The following is a 15,648-nucleotide window of genomic DNA, read 5'->3' on the forward strand; positions in this document are numbered from 1 at the left end:
AACAATTTCCAGTAAAAAAAGAAGTTAATCCATCCTTTTATTTCTTCTATTCGAATACATCAGATAAAAAAGGGTTGAAATGACAGCTATTAAACTGAGGGGTTTAATATAGCGCGTCCCGATGACTTCAATATGCTCCCAGTGTGTACCGAGTTCCATCCCGATGATCATAAACAACAATGTCCAGGGCAGCATGGCTGCAAAAGTGTAAAGAGTGAATGTAGAGAAGGGCATGCGGCTTATGCCGGCGGGTATACTGATCGCGTGCCGGACGATCGGTATGAAACGTGCCGTGAAAATGACGATCGTTCCGTGCTTCTCAAACCACTTCTCTGCAGCAAGTATATGCTTTGAATAAATAAACAGATATTTTCCGTATTTTTCAAAAAACGGTCTGCCTCCATAGTACCCAAGCCAATAAAGAAATAACTGAGCCACGGTCCCGCCGACGACACCGCTGATGAAGGCCCCGATAAACGTGAGTTTGCCGGCGGTTACCATGAAGCCTGCATAGCTTAGGACAAGCTCGCTTGGGATGACTTCAATCATGAGTGCGAGAGAGATTCCCGCATATCCCAAATCCGTTAAAAATGTAAGGATGTGTAAAATCCATTCATGGTTCATATTTTTCCTCCTACATGAATCCTGAGTATTGAAGAATGAGAATCAAGAGCCCCAAAGCCCAAACGTAATAGGAGAATATTTTCAGAGAGTGCTTCTTTAAGAAATTCACCATGGTCATAATGGCGAAATAGCCGAATACTGCAGCGCTGACTGTTCCGATGGCTAAACTTGTGAAGGGGATCGCTTCAGCCCCGCCACCGATCATTTCTTTTCCTTGAAGCACGATACCTCCCAATATGGCAGGGGTAGAAAGGAGAAAGGAGAAATAGGCTGCAGTCTCTCTGTCCAATTTCCTGAATAATCCTGCCGCTATCGTTAAACCGGACCTTGAAAGGGCGGGGAATATGGCAGCCGCTTGGAAGCTCCCGATCACCAAGGCATCTGTATACGAAAGATCATCCAATTTCTTGTAGCCGTTCTTCACGCCGTCAGCGACATACATAATGCAGCCTGTCACAAGAAACTCCCAACCGATGGTGGCCCCTGTCTTTGAAATGGCGTCAAAATAGTCTTCGAACATAAACCCTATAATCACTGCAGGGATGGTCCCTATGATGAGGATCCAGGATAATTTACTGAATGGATGCCTCAGCATGTATAAAAGTTCCTTCTGATAAACGACAAAGACGGCGATCAAAGTACCGATATGAAGCATCGTATCCAGGAATAACCCGGCTTCCTCCAAACCGAAAGCAAGCCTCCCGAGATAGAGATGCCCGGTGCTTGAGATGGGAAGAAACTCTGTTAACCCTTGTATAACGCCCAGTATAAAGGCCTCGATTTTGTTCATATTCATCACTGCCTTTCTGCAAATACTCTAAGGACAAACTCCTCTTCTAAACGTATATTCCAATTCGGCACATTTCATGAGGGTTGTCATGAAGAAACAAAAAAGACCCCTTAAAGAAAATCTTAAAAATGGGTGAAACTTTATGAATGCAAGGACGTAAATATAGATGAGGATACAATCAATAAGGAGGAATTGACATGCCGGCAAAAGATGAAAGAATGATGGCAGCTCTTATCTATATATCAAGCTTTTTTACCGTATTCATCGGTCCACTGATCATTTGGCTTATTAAAAAGGATGAATCGGAGTTCGTGGACTTCCATGGGAAGGAATACTTGAACTTTCTCATTTCGTATGCAGTTTATGGATTTGTAAGCAGCATTCTCATGGTGGTATTAATCGGATTTGTGTTAGCTCCCATCGTAGGGCTGCTGGCGCTGATCTTCACCATCCTGGGTGCGGTAAAGGCATATGAAGGTGACTATTACAAAATCCCGACAGTTTTTCGACTATTGAAATAAACAAAGTTCGAACTCATGAGAATCATGGGTTCTTTTTCTTTCCTGGATACAAAATAGAGGAATGAAAAGTTGACAAAACGTTCATTAACTTTATAATTTTATCAAACTATCATCTCTAAAAAGGAGAATGCATCCCTATGACGAGGATTGATAATAAAGTAAGACTGCTGAAGCTAATGAGTATTTTAAAAGACGAAACGGACGAGGATCACGAGCTGAACCTGGATGACATCATTCACCGTTTTAAACAGGCATACGGATCGGATTTGAAACTTAACAAGAATTCCTTAAAGGATGATCTGGATCATCTCATCCGCCATGGATTCGATGTGACCATCAATCAGGAAAAAGATGGTCTTCCTAAATATTACAGTCATCAATATCGATTGTTCGAGTTATATGAACTCCGGATGCTCATGGATGCGGTTGTATCTGCCAAATTCATTTCGAAGAAGGAAACGAGGCAGCTGACAGGGAAGATTAAGCAGCTGACAAGTAAGCAACAAGGGAGGAAGTTACATAATGAAATCCAAATCGACTCTTCCATTAAAAGTGAAAGTCCTTTTATTCGCCGCACCATCCATGATATCCATGAGGCAATTGCAGAACGAAGGTTGATCACCTTCCAATATGGACGGTATGATGTCAACAAACAGTTTAACCTCAGTCATGAGGGCCGGCTGTATAAAGTGAAACCGTATGCTCTTGCGTGGGCGAATGATTTTTACTATCTGATTGCTTACTATTTCGAAGCGGACGAAATACGTCACTACCGGGTTGATCGACTGCGTAATGTTGAAGTGCTTTCGGAAACCTATCCATATGAAGGCTTTGATGTATCCAAATACGTTCAGTCAACCTTTCAAATGTTTGCCGGAGATGAAGAATGGATCAAGATTAAGTTTCATAACAACCTCATCAATGTGATGATTGATAAGTTCGGGAAAAATGTCCATGTCCAAAGGCACGGCGAGGACCATTTTATTTTATCGACCAAAGCCCGGGTAAGCACCGGTCTCGTAAACTGGATCTTCACATTTGGAAGTCAGGCTGAAGTGATCTCTCCTCCCTCCCTCGTGGAAACCGTCAAAGCAGAAGTGAATAAACTGTATACTTTATATGAAGAGAAATAACGCGCACCGAGCCCCTAAAATGAGAAGGGGCTCGGTGTTTTTATAATTACAAAAAATTTTTCATTAAAAAGTGAACGATTTTTTCTTTCTGCCGTCTTATAGTTGAAAAAGGTAAGGGAGGAAGAAAAAATGAACGAATTACAACAATCGTTACAAGCAATCAATTGGGGACTTATTGCTCCTGTTATCGTTATTCAGCTCATTCTTATGGTGGTGGCAATCATTGACGTAATCAGAATAAAATCCACAAATGGCCCCAAATGGCTTTGGGTATTAATCATCATTTTCATTAATATTGTTGGACCGGTCATCTACTTCATTTTCGGAAGGAGACAGAATGGATGAATGTTTTGGAAGTATCGTCTTTAGAAAAGAGGTATAAGGAAAAGCTTGCAGTGAAGGATATCTCCTTTCAGTTGAAAGGTGGGGCTTGCACTGCCTTGCTTGGGCCGAATGGTGCCGGCAAAACGACAACTTTAAATATGCTGGCAGGATTAATTAAACCAACCGCGGGGACGATCATGGCTCCTGATTCCCCTGATGATATCCGTGAAATAATCGGATGTCTGCCTCAATATCCCGCCTTTTTTGAGTGGATGACCGGAAAGGAATTCCTGATTTTCTCCGGTGAAATTTCAGGAATGAAGAAGGGGGACGCAGAGAGACGGACAGAAGAACTGATCCCTTTAGTCGGTTTGGAAGATGGGAAGAATCGGAAGGTGGGTCAATACTCCGGCGGGATGAAACAAAGGCTTGGAATCGCTCAGGCTCTCATTCATAATCCTAAGCTCATCATCCTTGATGAACCGGTATCAGCACTTGATCCATTTGGCAGAAGGGAAGTTCTTGACTTATTAAAGGAGTTAAAAAAGGATACGACCATTCTATTCTCGACCCACATATTAAATGATGCAGAGCAAATATGTGATGATGTCCTTTTTCTTCATGAGGGCGTGCTGATTGAGCAAGGGGCGATCGAGGAAGTGAAGGCAAGGCACCGTAAATTAAGGTTGACTTTGCATTTCAATGAGGATAGCCATAAGTATACTCAAATCTTAAAGGAAAAAGAGTGGATTCATAATATGATGTCAGACGGGAAGCGGCTTTCCTTTGAGGTGTTTGATCTGGACCGGGACAGAGCAAAGGTTTTTACAATGATCACTGAGTATGGATGGGGTGTGACCAAATTTGAAAGTAGTGAACAAAGCCTGGAAGAGGTCTTCATGGAGGTGATGAAAAAATGAAAATCGGTTGGGTATTATTCAGAAAAGAAATGCTCGAGCTCATCCGTAATTATAAAATGATCTGGATGCCAATCGTTTTCATTCTATTTGGTTTGAAGGAGCCATTATCGGCCTATTATATGCCGGAAATATTACAATCAGTAGGGGACTTACCAGACGGCACGGTCATATCCATACCGACCCCTTCAGCAGGTGAAGTACTTCTGTCCATCATGAATCAATTCAGCACAATGGGTGTCCTGGTCATCGTATTGGGATTCATGGGGACGGTGGCAGGGGAAAGGAAAAGCGGTAACGCAATAATGGTACTTGTGAAACCTGTTCCATACAGTGCGTATATATACTCCAAGTGGTCAGCTGCACTAGTGCTTGTGTGGGTGTCATACACCCTAGGGATGCTATCGGGGTTGTATTATATCCATCTGTTATTCGATGGAATCGATTTATACACATTCATACAGGGGTTCCTGGTTTACGGCCTTTGGCTTACTTTTATCATGACATTGGTGATTTTCTTCAGCAGCCTCGTACAAACACCGGGTCTTGCTGCATTTTATACAATCGCATCGACCATGCTGATCACCTTCTTCTCAGGATATATGACAAAAACATTAAAATGGTCGCCGGGGCAGTTGACCAACTATGTAAACGATCTGATCCTTCAGGACCGGTGGACAGAAAATCTGTCAGGAACACTCTTCTTGACCCTGATCATATGCCTGACCATCCTCATCATCACCCCGGCCCTCTTCAGAAAAAAAGAACTGAGCTGACGTCTTCTCGTCAGCTCAGTTCGTAATAGGGACGGACCTCTTGTATGAGTAGAAAAGGGTTTCATGGATTTATGTCGAATGGTGGTAGAAGAAGGAGGATGATAGAATATGACCCATCGTGCTGGCATCATCCTCATTGAAAATGGCAATCTGGCAGTTATAAAAAGAATAAGAGAGGGCTGTATATATTATGTGATTCCAGGGGGAGGTATGGAGGAAGGGGAAACCGAAATGGAAACGGCGGTTCGGGAAGCGGAGGAAGAACTGGGAATCAACGTCTCAGAACTGAAACTCGCGTTGACCTTCAAGCAGATTAATACACATTCCTATTATTTTGTGGGAAAATATAATGGCTTATTTGGCTCAGGAAAAGGTGAAGAATACGATTTTACCAGGGATAGAGGGCATTATATTCCCTGCTGGATCCCGTTGGAGAAACTGTCCGGGGAAAAATTGTACCCTCTTGAAGTAAAGCAATTTCTATTACAGCAAAAGGCAGGTGATAAAGTCGATGATGATTAATGAAACCGGACTTGTCCTCGAAGGTGGCGGAATGAGAGGAATATACACGGCGGGGGCCTTGGAATTTTTCTTGGAGAACGGAATTGAATTTCCTTATGTCATCGGGGTATCGGCAGGTGCATGCAATGCCGCGTCTTATTTGTCCAAACAAAACGGCCGCAATAAAAAGGTGAATGTGGATTTTATCCGCGATCCTAAATACTTATCATGGCGGAACTACTGGAAAACGGGTGAATTATTCGGGATGGACTATGTCTTTGATGAAATACCGAATAAACTGGTCCCCTTCGATTACAAAGCCTTTCACTCCAACCGAACGGAATTTGTAGTCGGGACAACCGACTGTCATACAGGAAAGCCTGCCTATTTCTCAAGGAAGGATTATGGAGAGGACCTTCTCACGATCATCCGCGCATCAAGCTCTCTTCCATTTGTGGCTCCGATTGTTGAATTTGCTTCCCGTCACCTCCTTGACGGGGGTATAAGCGATCCGGTTCCCATTGAAAAAGCCGAGCAGGACGGATTCAAAAAAAATGTGGTCATCCTGACCCGGAATAGGGGATATTATAAGAAGCCTTCAAGATTTTCTTTCCTGGTGAGAAGAAAATATCCTCAATATCCAGAGTTGCACAAAACGCTGATGAACCGTTATATGCGTTATAATCAAACGATACAGGAGATAGAAAGAAAAGAAAAAAATGGAGAGGTATTGATCATCCAGCCCCAGCATCCACTTAAAGTAAGCCGGATTGAAAAAAATCCTCAAAAACTGGACGAATTGTACTGGCAGGGCTATCATGACGCAGAATCAAATTGGAAGCAGTTAGTCGATTGGAATCAATCAGGGAAGCTGGTACATTCATAAAACATCAGGGATGAATAGAGCCACTCCTTTGTGAAAGAGTGTTCTGTTCATTTCCCCCCGTTTTCCTGACAAGTGGTCTTTTTACGGATTTTTTACATACATATGATAGAGATTCCTTGAAAGGACGAGCATTCTATGAACCTCTATCAAATATACAAAAATGAACAATATACGTTGCTTTTTAGAAGTGTCATGTATTTTCTCATTGGTGTAGGGATGCTTGTAGTGACACAGCAATTATATTATTTTCCCCTGCTGATCTTCATCCCGGCGTTTTCAAATCTATATCTCAGCAATAGCCTGAAAAAGGAACTTAAGAAGGCAAACCGTCTGTATTATGAAAAGATGCCTGTATCCGAGCATTCACTTGTAGGGGTCCATACGAAGGAAGGCTCCTATTACTTAAAAACGAACGGTTGGTCCCACTATTTTATTCAACGTACATCCATGATCAATAACCCAAAACAATACTTGTTTCACAGAAAGCATAAACTTCCGCTGTCATTTTCGAAATGGAGCAGGACCATAAAAATCGATCATCCTGAGAGAAGAATGATGTTTCAATTGAAATATCAAAGTGCCACCGCCATCGAATGGCAGAATGAAGGTGGGGATACGATCCTCATATATAAAGGGAACAAGAGATGGATCTTGAATTATCAAGAAAAAAATTATCTATCCTTACAAAAAGGGTACCTCCCCCAAAGTGTTCAACGGCTGTTCGATTCCCACCACAGTTACGTATCATTTTACGAAACGTATAATGATGACTTGGACTGGCTGCTGATCTTTCTTTGGTATGTAGACAGTGATTATTTTCTTACATCGTAGCTCATTCATTTGGGTACATTAATTATGAGAGAATGTAACACATAGGTAAGATACATGCTTCTAATCATATAGAGGCATTTTTTCATTCCATAATTTCATCACCCTGTATTCTAAAAATTAGGACAAAAATCTTATTTTAGTTCGTCTTACATGATTTTATTTATGAAACTATGATAGAATAATGATAATCGAATAGGTTTCCTTCGGGGCAGGGTGAAATTCCCTACCGGCGGTGATGAGCAAATGCTCTTAGTCCGTGACCCGGCTAATACATATTAGACGGTGGATTTGGTGAAACTCCAAAGCCGACAGTGAAAGTCTGGATGGGAGAAGGAACGGCAGCATTTAGTTGATGGATAGGATAGGAGTCCGGCCAGTGTTTATGGATGATTTTTCCTTTCTGGAACATTGAATCAAATGCTTTATTTAGTCATGCCAACTTCCCCCAAGTAAATCGTTACTTGGGGTTTCTTTATTTCTGAATAGTATTTTTGATAGAAGGGGGGTACATCAATTGGATCATACCCATTATATGAAGCTTGCCATTTCAATGGCAGAGGCAACCCTTGGCCAGACCTCGCCTAACCCTGCGGTAGGGTGTGTAATGGTCAAAAATGGGGAAATTGTCGGGATGGGTGCTCATTTGAAAGCGGGAGAAGGACATGCAGAAGTGAATGCCATTAAAATGGCAGGACATAAAGCAAAAGGAAGTGACATTTACGTTACCCTTGAGCCTTGTTCCCACCATGGGAAAACACCTCCATGCTCTCAAGCATTGATTTCAAGCGGGGTAAAGCGAGTCCATATCGCCACCCGGGATCCCAATCCCCTAGTGGCCGGGCGTGGCATTCAACAATTAAGGGATGCAGGCATTGAAGTAGTGGTGGGTGATCTCGAAGAAGAAGCCCGGGACCTGAATAAGCATTTTTTCCACTTCATTCAAAATGGTACCCCATATGTCACGCTTAAAACAGCGGTTACACTGGATGGTAAAACCGCATCGGCTTCGGGAGACAGTAAGTGGATTACATCCGAAGCCTCAAGAACCGATGTCCACTATGATCGTCACAGGCATGACGCGATATTAGTAGGAGTCAATACCGTCATTCAAGACAACCCACACCTTACCACCCGTTTGCCCCAAGGTGGAAAAAACCCCATTCGAATTGTATTAGATACTTATTTGCGTACACCGATCCACTCTCATGTCGTAGAGGATCTAGAAAGCAGGACCATCATCTTTACAGGCAGTTCGGTCAAAGAAGAACAAAAGAAGCCCTATATCGATCGGGGATGTGAAATCATTTCCCTTACCGATGAAAAGATAGGGATTCGAAATGTCCTGAAAGAACTGGGTTCCCGTAAGATTGCTTCCCTATATGTAGAAGGTGGTTCGACTGTACATTCCGCTTTCCTAGAGGAAAAGGCTTTTCAGGAAATGGTTATATATATGGCTCCAAAGCTTGTTGGTGGAAGTACTGCCTTCACGAGTTTTGGAGGAAAAGGATTTCCGACCATTGCAGAAGGATTGGAAATGGAGATTGCCCATCTGGAACGTGTAGGACAGGATATTAAAATTGTCGCACGGCCAAAACGGGAACCTTTGTGAAGGGGGGAAAAGGATGTTTACTGGAATCATTGAAGAAATTGGAGCAATCGAACAGATGAAAAAGTCTTCCTCTTCCATGGAATTGACGATTGCAGCGAGTCGCATTCTCGAAGATATCCATATCGGGGACAGCATCAGCGTGAACGGAGTTTGTTTAACCGTCACCTCATTCAGCTCCAGCAAGTTTCAGGTTGATGTCATGCCCGAGACGTTTGAAGGGACCACCTTACGGACCCTTACCCGTGGTTCGAAAGTGAACCTGGAAAGAGCCATGGCGGCAAACGGTCGTTTCGGCGGTCACTTCGTCAACGGTCATGTAGACGGGGTCGGTACCATCGGGAGAGTGGAAAAAGTGGAAAATGCATGGTATATGGACATTACCATCCCGGAACATCAGAGCCATTTGTTCATCATGAAGGGCTCGGTTGCAATAGACGGCACCTCCCTTACTGTGTTTGGTGTGAAAAATAATACCATTACGATTTCCCTCATCCCTCAGACGAGAGGGGACACGGTCCTTGGTGGAAAAAAAGTAGGGGATCTTGTCAATATTGAATGTGATGTAATGGCGAAATATTTTCATCGTTTCTATGAAGCAAAGGAACAGTCTAAGAGGACTTCAAGCAGCATCAGCTATGATTTTTTATCTCAAAACGGGTTCGCTGACTAAGAGGAGGGGTTGCCCCATGTTTAATAAGATTGAAGAAGCTCTGGAAGACCTAAAGGCAGGTAAAGTCGTCATCGTAGTGGATGACGAGAACCGTGAGAATGAAGGAGATTTCATTGCCCTGGCGGATAAAGCGACTCCTGAAATCATTAATTTTATGGCTAAAGAAGGAAGAGGCTTGATTTGTGCCCCTATAACGGAGGAAATAGCACATAAACTGAAGCTCTCTCCGATGACAATGTCAAATACTGACCCACATGGCACAGCCTTCACCATTTCGGTTGATCATAAATCGGCAACGACCGGGATTAGTGCATTTGAAAGGTCGACCACCATACAGGAATTGTTGAACGAGAATTCCATTCCGGAGGACTTTAAACGGCCTGGACATGTATTTCCCCTTATCGCCAAAAATGGCGGGGTTCTAAAACGTGCTGGCCATACAGAAGCAGCCATCGATCTGGCTGTTCTGGCAGGTGCACAACCATCCGGCGTCATCTGTGAAATCATGAATGAAGATGGAACGATGGCAAGGGTGCCTGAATTAACGAAGCTCGCTGAAAAATGGGATGTTAAGATCATTTCCATTGAAGATTTGATCAGATATAGAAGAAAAAAGGAAATGCTTGTGACAAGGGAAGTGGAAATTGAGCTTCCAACTGAGTTTGGAAACTTCAAAGCGGTTGCTTACACAGAAAACCTTACAGGAAAAGAGCATATCGCCCTTGTAAAAGGAGAATGGGCAGAGGGGGAGGATGTACTCGTGCGTGTACACTCCGAATGCCTGACAGGGGACGTTTTCGGTTCCAATCGTTGTGATTGTGGCCCACAGCTCGCTACAGCCCTTACCCAGATTGAAGAAGAAGGAAAAGGTGTCCTGCTCTATATGAGGCAAGAGGGCCGCGGAATTGGATTAATAAACAAGCTGAAGGCGTATAAGCTCCAGGAAGAAGGCTATGACACCGTGGAAGCCAATCAGAAACTGGGCTTTGGTGACGATTTAAGGGAGTATGGGATCGGAGCGCAGATTCTGAGAGATTTAGGTATAACCAGGATGCGTCTATTGACCAATAATCCGAGAAAGATCGCCGGGATCAATGGATACGGCTTAGAAATCGCTGATCGGATGCCGATCCAGATGCCTGCGAAATTCGAAAATGAAAAGTATTTAAAAACCAAGCACACTAAGCTCGGACACTTACTTAAATTTTAGGAGGAAATACCAATGAAAACCATTTATGAAGGAAATTTAGTAGGATCAGGATTAAGAGTGGCCATCGTCGTTTCACGTTTTAATGAATTCATCACATCCAAGCTACTGGGAGGAGCGGAAGATGCCCTGAAGCGACACGGCGTGGAAGAAGGAAATGTCTCCGTCACCTGGGTCCCTGGAGCATTTGAAATTCCCATGATCGCCAAGAAACTGGCTCGTTCTGGTAAATATGATGCCGTTGTGACACTGGGAACGGTCATCCGCGGAGCAACCGCTCATTTTGAATACGTAAGCGGAGAGGTTGCTAAAGGAGTGGCCAATCTTAGCCTGCAGGAAGACGTACCCGTCATATTCGGGGTCTTGACGACTGATACAATCGAACAGGCAATCGAGAGAGCCGGCACAAAAGCCGGGAACAAAGGATGGGAAGCAGCGGTCTCAGCCATCGAAATGGCCAATTTGATCCGTGAAATAGATAAATAAGGATTGTGACGAGTCTCCTAATTTGGAGACTCGTCTTTTTGAGTGACGGACCTCACTAAAATACATGTTGGCAAACGTCAGACCTTTTGCTAGAATAGTATTTTGTGGCTCCCCTTTATAGAGGGACGAGCGGGTAGGGAGAGGGCAGTTTTATAGGAAGATTATATGAAAGCACGTGGAGGTATTTTTCAGTTAAAGGATCACGGTACCACGATGAAACAGGAGATGATGGCAGGTGCGATCGGTTACTTTACGATTGTCTACATCATCGCTGTAAATGCTTTAATTCTTTCTGAAGCTGGGATTCCATTTGAAGGGGCAGTCATGGCAACGATACTTGCTTCCTTCGTCGGGTGTTTGGTGATGGCCTTTTGGGCAAATGCGCCGATCCTTCTGGTTCCAGGCATGGGAATTAATGCAATGTTTACATTCACCCTGGTGAAATCGTCGGGCCTTTCGTGGCAGGAAGCATTAGCTGTCATAGTGATTTCAGGAATACTCTTTATGATCATTGCATTTACAAAGCTTTCTAAAGTATTATCGGAAGCCATCCCCAAAACATTGAAAGAAGCCATCACTGTAGGGTTAGGGATGTTTTTAATGTTTATCGGTCTTGAAAAAGGCGGTCTCATTCAAAGAGGCGACAGTGCCATCATCATGATCGGTGATTTTGGGGAACTAAAGGTGTTGGCCACAGTGCTGACATTCCTGGTGACGATTTTTCTTTTTATTCGCAATGTAAAAGGTCAATTTTTATGGAGTATCGCTTTTGGTACAGTGCTGGGGTTCATCTTTGGGATTGAGCCTTCCATTCAATCAAGCTCGTTCCATCTGAGTGAATACAGTCAGGTATTTGGACAAATATCGTTTAGTGCCATTATGGAAATTCCGTTTTGGATTGCGGTTTTTTCCGTCACGATGGTGCTGGTATTTGAAAACATCGGTCTCGTTCATGGTCATACGGATATGATCGATCAACCGCATAAATATTCTAAAGCCTTTCAAGCAAATGCTTTTTCCGCATTCACATCAGGATTTTTCGGAACGAGTCCGACAGTCTCGACGGTGGAAAGTGCAGCAGCCATGACGGCAGGCGGCCGGACTGGATTGACAAGCCTGACTACGGGTGTATTATTCTTAGGATCTGTGTTGTTCATTCCGTATTTAAAATGGATTCCGGATCATGCCATCGCCCCGATACTTATTATCATCGGAGGGTTGATGATTCAAAATATACGACATATGGATCTTCGTGATCTGACAGAGGCGTTTCCCGCCATTTTCATCATCGCGATGATTCCGTTTACGTACAGTATCGCAGACGGAATCGCAATCGGATTTATTCTGTATCCCGTATTAAAATTGGCTACAGGGAAAGCACGGGAAGTTTCCATTCCTCTATATATCATCGCTGCGCTGTTTCTGATGAATTTCTTTGTTCATTCGATTCATTAAAGCGATTAAAAACATTAGCAAAAGAGGCCCATCACCTTAGTGATGGGCCTCTCTGCTTTATTACTGTTGGGGGCTTCGCTTCCTTATTTTACAACTAATGTCAAATTACGTAGACTTTCCGCATATTTCTTGTTACTATTAAAGAAAAAATATGAATCTTTTTAACTATTTTTCCAAATGTTGAACAGGAACGCAGGAGTGATTTTGATGGAAGTATTTGTAGCCCGGCAACCAATTTTTAATCGTAATCAAGAAACGGTGGCGTATGAACTTCTATACCGAAACAATGAAATCAATATGTTTCCATCGATTGATGGGGATCAGGCAACCGCAGATGTCATCATTAACAGCTACTTGAATATCGGATTGGAAAGCCTTTCGGCAGGCAAGCCTTGTTTTATTAATTTCACAGAGAATCTCCTAAGACTGAGGGTCCCTACTTATTTTAATCCGAGGGAGATCGTTGTGGAGATTCTCGAAAGTGTGGTTCCGGGGCCAGATGTGCTGGTCGTTTGTCAGGAATTAAAAAGCTTGGGGTATAAGATTGCGTTGGATGATTTTATATTCAATGAATACAATCCATATTTCAGGGAATTGATGAAACTGGCGGATTATGTAAAGGTGGATTTCATGAATACGACTGACACGGAGCGGGGAAGCATTGAGGTTCTTTCTAATGTACTGGGCTACAGTCTTCTTGCTGAAAAAGTGGAAACCGAGGACCAATACGAGGAAGCGTTGAGGAAGGGATATCACTTCTTTCAGGGCTATTTCTTCAGTAAGCCGAAGATCATCGCCACTCAGGATGTACCGACTTATTTTCATTCGTATTATACCATCATACAGAGCCTGGAAATGACGGAGCCGAACATTGAAAGGATCAGTCAATTGATCGAACAGGATCTTTCCCTGTCATATAAGTTATTGAAATTGATCAACTCTCCCGCTTACCGTCCCAAGCATAAGATTCATTCCATCCGTCAGGCCATTGTTCTGTTAGGTCTTGTGGAAATCAAGAGATGGATCTACATTTTGGCAGTCAGGGAACAGGTGGGGAAGAAGAGACAATTGGACAATGAAGTGATTACATTATGTTTATCGAGGGCGAAGATGTGTGAGCTGCTCGCAGAAAAGCACAACCGGGCATCCAGTAAATCTAGTTACTTCCTGACGGGTATGTTTTCCTTGATGGATACGATCCTCTCCATGCCGATCGATCGCATCTTGATGGATTTACCTTTGGATGACGATATTTGCAATGCTTTAACGGGGTCCCGTAACGACCTTAAGAAGATATTGGAACTCGTCGTCTCCATTGAACAGGCGAACTGGACAGAAATCGAAATGAAAATGACAGAATTGAAGTTAACCAAAAGGGAAGTGATGGAGAGTTATCATCATTCCTGCAAGTGGACGGAAGAGCTTCTGAATCATGAAGTGACCGAGATGACATAATGCTACCACGCAGGTTTATAATCCCCCGGGGTAAGATATGTTCTCTGGGGTTTGATATACCGTTTCAATTCCATGAGCAAGAGCCGCTGCAATTGCTTAGAATAAATCTGACTGCCCACATCTGCAGGGAAAGGGTAGATTCCGATCGTATTGAAACGCACCCGAAAGAGACCTTCATGGACGAGGTCTTTTTTGTCGTTGAAGATCCTGGCGAATACAGTCACATCCCTTGACTCATATTCATCCGCTGCTTCTTCCACCTTATGGACTTGAAAACGAAAACGGTATTCTTCCTTCATCATCATCACCCCTTCTATTTTCTCGAAATGATCAACATAATTCAACTATGAACATGTCTTATTTTTTTTAAATGAGGGGAAGAGGATTGCGTAATGAGCTTGTTTGTGGCAAGCTAAGACTATTATGAATAGTTTACTAGTAAATTAGCGTGGAGGGATTCACGATGGACTTGGATCTAATAAAATGTCATGGCTCTGGAAATGACTTTTTACTTATTGATGAAATGACGAATGGATATGATTTTACCGAAGAAGCCAGACAAAACCTTGCCCTGGCCTTATGTGATCGTAAGTCGGCCTTCGGGGCAGATGGGATCTTGTTTGTATTATCAAGTGAAAATTGCGATGCCAGAATGCGGGTCTTCAATGCAGATGGTTCAGAGGCCTCGATGTGTGGAAACGGCCTGCGATGTGTCGGTCGCTATGTATGCGAGCTGCTGGATAAAGAGACCATCATCGTTCAAACGATGAAGGCGGATCTTCGCGTGTCTACACAGGAATCCATTTTCGAAAACATCCCGACATACAATGTTGAAATTTCCCCTGTCCTTTTTCAGCTGGATCAACTGCCAATGAACATTGACCGTGCAACGTTGGTGAATGAAAGCATCCCTGAAATTTCAGACCATTTGACCTTTTCTGCCCTGGCAGTGCCGAACCCCCATTTGATTAGTGTCGTCGGCACAGAGCATATCCTCTCAAACGAGCAGAAATCCATAGCTGAAACAGTGAATGGACCCAATAACCTGTTTCCAGATGGAGTCAATGTCAGTTTTGTGCATCCGCTGGAAAAGGGATCGATCTATGTTCGAACGTATGAAAGAGGTGTCGGTTTCACGAATGCTTGTGGGACAGCCATGTCTGCTTCCTGTCTTGTAACCTGCTTACTTCAGCAGAATGAATTCGGTCAGGAGATCGATGTATACAATAACGGCGGTAAAGTCCGAGTCGTCGTGAACGAATTGGGTGAAGGACGATACAACATGGAGTTGATTGGAAATGCAACGTATCTTTATCAATCCCAATTAGAATTGTCCCTTTCTGATCCCGAGCAGTTTAAAGAAGTGTCAAGACAGGAATTCACTGAAGAGGGCATGTATGAGCACTTACAGAACCATGCCAAGTCAATCGTCGAAAGCAAAGTGTTCCTGAGTGCATAGTTAA

General features: G+C 43.3%; 18 protein-coding genes and 1 riboswitch. Of the genes, 15 read left to right on the top strand and 3 right to left on the bottom strand.

The window, feature by feature from the left end; genetic code table 11:
* Positions 1-24 precede the first annotated feature (24 nt).
* Together uptA and ATG71_RS14160 are read right to left on the bottom strand one after the other, a co-directional pair.
* Positions 25-624 carry an undecaprenyl phosphate transporter UptA gene (gene uptA, locus ATG71_RS14155; protein ID WP_098440133.1) on the bottom strand — a complete coding sequence of 200 codons (600 nt, stop codon included), beginning with the start codon at positions 622-624 and terminating at the stop codon, positions 25-27.
* A gap of 10 nt (positions 625-634) precedes the next feature.
* The gene (locus ATG71_RS14160; protein ID WP_098441835.1) at positions 635-1,414 is read right to left on the bottom strand and encodes an undecaprenyl-diphosphate phosphatase; all 780 of its coding nucleotides are present in this window, start codon (positions 1,412-1,414) and stop codon (positions 635-637) included.
* A 197-nt stretch (positions 1,415-1,611) separates the two neighbouring features.
* On the opposite strand from ATG71_RS14160, the gene ATG71_RS14165 reads away from it, so the two are divergent.
* The 14 genes from ATG71_RS14165 (at position 1,612) to ATG71_RS14230 (ending at position 14,185) form a co-directional block, all read left to right on the top strand.
* On the top strand, positions 1,612-1,935 hold the full coding sequence (locus ATG71_RS14165; RefSeq protein WP_034758689.1) for a DUF4870 domain-containing protein: 324 nt from the start codon (positions 1,612-1,614) through the stop codon (positions 1,933-1,935).
* A 137-nt stretch (positions 1,936-2,072) separates the two neighbouring features.
* Complete coding sequence (locus tag ATG71_RS14170) at positions 2,073-3,068, top strand: helix-turn-helix transcriptional regulator (RefSeq protein ID WP_098440134.1); 996 nt, start codon at positions 2,073-2,075, stop codon at positions 3,066-3,068.
* A 129-nt stretch (positions 3,069-3,197) separates the two neighbouring features.
* Positions 3,198-3,413, top strand: coding sequence for a PLD nuclease N-terminal domain-containing protein (locus ATG71_RS14175; RefSeq protein WP_098440135.1), 216 nt, complete (start codon positions 3,198-3,200; stop codon positions 3,411-3,413).
* The gene (locus ATG71_RS14180) at positions 3,410-4,312 is read left to right on the top strand and encodes an ABC transporter ATP-binding protein (protein ID WP_098440136.1); all 903 of its coding nucleotides are present in this window, start codon (positions 3,410-3,412) and stop codon (positions 4,310-4,312) included. The genes ATG71_RS14175 and ATG71_RS14180 overlap by 4 nt, the downstream gene beginning before the upstream one ends.
* Positions 4,309-5,085, top strand: coding sequence for an ABC transporter permease (locus tag ATG71_RS14185; RefSeq protein WP_098440137.1), 777 nt, complete (start codon positions 4,309-4,311; stop codon positions 5,083-5,085). The genes ATG71_RS14180 and ATG71_RS14185 overlap by 4 nt, the downstream gene beginning before the upstream one ends.
* A gap of 108 nt (positions 5,086-5,193) precedes the next feature.
* The gene (locus ATG71_RS14190) at positions 5,194-5,607 is read left to right on the top strand and encodes an NUDIX domain-containing protein (RefSeq protein ID WP_098440138.1); all 414 of its coding nucleotides are present in this window, start codon (positions 5,194-5,196) and stop codon (positions 5,605-5,607) included.
* Positions 5,600-6,472 (top strand): patatin-like phospholipase family protein, encoded by an 873-nt coding sequence (locus ATG71_RS14195; protein ID WP_098441836.1) that lies wholly within the window; start codon positions 5,600-5,602, stop codon positions 6,470-6,472. Before ATG71_RS14190 ends, ATG71_RS14195 begins: the two co-directional genes overlap by 8 nt.
* 135 nt (positions 6,473-6,607) lie before the next feature.
* Positions 6,608-7,303, top strand: a complete 696-nt coding sequence (locus ATG71_RS14200) for a hypothetical protein (protein ID WP_098440139.1) — start codon at positions 6,608-6,610, stop codon at positions 7,301-7,303.
* A gap of 195 nt (positions 7,304-7,498) precedes the next feature.
* A riboswitch (FMN riboswitch) is annotated at positions 7,499-7,642 on the top strand.
* A gap of 175 nt (positions 7,643-7,817) precedes the next feature.
* A complete protein-coding gene (gene ribD, locus ATG71_RS14205; RefSeq protein WP_286163009.1) occupies positions 7,818-8,912 on the top strand; it encodes a bifunctional diaminohydroxyphosphoribosylaminopyrimidine deaminase/5-amino-6-(5-phosphoribosylamino)uracil reductase RibD in 1,095 nt (364 codons plus the stop codon).
* A 13-nt stretch (positions 8,913-8,925) separates the two neighbouring features.
* Positions 8,926-9,582 carry a riboflavin synthase gene (gene ribE, locus ATG71_RS14210; RefSeq protein ID WP_098440140.1) on the top strand — a complete coding sequence of 219 codons (657 nt, stop codon included), beginning with the start codon at positions 8,926-8,928 and terminating at the stop codon, positions 9,580-9,582.
* A gap of 16 nt (positions 9,583-9,598) precedes the next feature.
* Positions 9,599-10,792 (top strand): bifunctional 3,4-dihydroxy-2-butanone-4-phosphate synthase/GTP cyclohydrolase II, encoded by a 1,194-nt coding sequence (locus ATG71_RS14215; protein WP_098440141.1) that lies wholly within the window; start codon positions 9,599-9,601, stop codon positions 10,790-10,792.
* Between the two features lie 12 nt (positions 10,793-10,804).
* Entirely contained in the window at positions 10,805-11,275 is a 471-nt protein-coding gene (gene ribH / locus ATG71_RS14220) for a 6,7-dimethyl-8-ribityllumazine synthase (protein ID WP_044336602.1), read from the top strand.
* 165 nt (positions 11,276-11,440) lie between these two features.
* A complete protein-coding gene (locus tag ATG71_RS14225; protein WP_098440142.1) occupies positions 11,441-12,730 on the top strand; it encodes an NCS2 family permease in 1,290 nt (429 codons plus the stop codon).
* Positions 12,731-12,937: 207 nt separating this feature from the next.
* A complete protein-coding gene (locus ATG71_RS14230) occupies positions 12,938-14,185 on the top strand; it encodes an EAL and HDOD domain-containing protein (protein ID WP_098440143.1) in 1,248 nt (415 codons plus the stop codon).
* Positions 14,186-14,187: 2 nt separating this feature from the next.
* On the opposite strand, the gene ATG71_RS14235 is transcribed toward ATG71_RS14230, so the two are convergent.
* Positions 14,188-14,490 carry a hypothetical protein gene (locus ATG71_RS14235; protein WP_179886541.1) on the bottom strand — a complete coding sequence of 101 codons (303 nt, stop codon included), beginning with the start codon at positions 14,488-14,490 and terminating at the stop codon, positions 14,188-14,190.
* A 158-nt stretch (positions 14,491-14,648) separates the two neighbouring features.
* On the opposite strand from ATG71_RS14235, the gene dapF reads away from it, so the two are divergent.
* On the top strand, positions 14,649-15,644 hold the full coding sequence (gene dapF / locus ATG71_RS14240; protein ID WP_098440145.1) for a diaminopimelate epimerase: 996 nt from the start codon (positions 14,649-14,651) through the stop codon (positions 15,642-15,644).
* Positions 15,645-15,648 lie beyond the last annotated feature (4 nt).

It is taken from the genome of Bacillus sp. es.034, from assembly GCF_002563655.1.
Lineage (GTDB): Bacteria > Bacillota > Bacilli > Bacillales > Bacillaceae_B > Rossellomorea.

Excerpts from the sequence above, each read along its gene's own strand:
- uptA (WP_098440133.1), bottom strand. The coding sequence starts at position 624 with ATGAACCATGAATGGATTTTACACATCCTTACATTTTTAACGGATTTG.
- ATG71_RS14160 (WP_098441835.1), bottom strand. The coding sequence starts at position 1,414 with ATGAACAAAATCGAGGCCTTTATACTGGGCGTTATACAAGGGTTAACA.
- ATG71_RS14165 (WP_034758689.1), top strand. The coding sequence starts at position 1,612 with ATGCCGGCAAAAGATGAAAGAATGATGGCAGCTCTTATCTATATATCA.
- ATG71_RS14170 (WP_098440134.1), top strand. The coding sequence starts at position 2,073 with ATGACGAGGATTGATAATAAAGTAAGACTGCTGAAGCTAATGAGTATT.
- ATG71_RS14175 (WP_098440135.1), top strand. The coding sequence starts at position 3,198 with ATGAACGAATTACAACAATCGTTACAAGCAATCAATTGGGGACTTATT.
- ATG71_RS14180 (WP_098440136.1), top strand. The coding sequence starts at position 3,410 with ATGAATGTTTTGGAAGTATCGTCTTTAGAAAAGAGGTATAAGGAAAAG.
- ATG71_RS14185 (WP_098440137.1), top strand. The coding sequence starts at position 4,309 with ATGAAAATCGGTTGGGTATTATTCAGAAAAGAAATGCTCGAGCTCATC.
- ATG71_RS14190 (WP_098440138.1), top strand. The coding sequence starts at position 5,194 with ATGACCCATCGTGCTGGCATCATCCTCATTGAAAATGGCAATCTGGCA.
- ATG71_RS14195 (WP_098441836.1), top strand. The coding sequence starts at position 5,600 with ATGATTAATGAAACCGGACTTGTCCTCGAAGGTGGCGGAATGAGAGGA.
- ATG71_RS14200 (WP_098440139.1), top strand. The coding sequence starts at position 6,608 with ATGAACCTCTATCAAATATACAAAAATGAACAATATACGTTGCTTTTT.
- ribE (WP_098440140.1), top strand. The coding sequence starts at position 8,926 with ATGTTTACTGGAATCATTGAAGAAATTGGAGCAATCGAACAGATGAAA.
- ATG71_RS14215 (WP_098440141.1), top strand. The coding sequence starts at position 9,599 with ATGTTTAATAAGATTGAAGAAGCTCTGGAAGACCTAAAGGCAGGTAAA.
- ribH (WP_044336602.1), top strand. The coding sequence starts at position 10,805 with ATGAAAACCATTTATGAAGGAAATTTAGTAGGATCAGGATTAAGAGTG.
- ATG71_RS14225 (WP_098440142.1), top strand. The coding sequence starts at position 11,441 with ATGAAAGCACGTGGAGGTATTTTTCAGTTAAAGGATCACGGTACCACG.
- ATG71_RS14230 (WP_098440143.1), top strand. The coding sequence starts at position 12,938 with ATGGAAGTATTTGTAGCCCGGCAACCAATTTTTAATCGTAATCAAGAA.
- ATG71_RS14235 (WP_179886541.1), bottom strand. The coding sequence starts at position 14,490 with ATGATGATGAAGGAAGAATACCGTTTTCGTTTTCAAGTCCATAAGGTG.
- dapF (WP_098440145.1), top strand. The coding sequence starts at position 14,649 with ATGGACTTGGATCTAATAAAATGTCATGGCTCTGGAAATGACTTTTTA.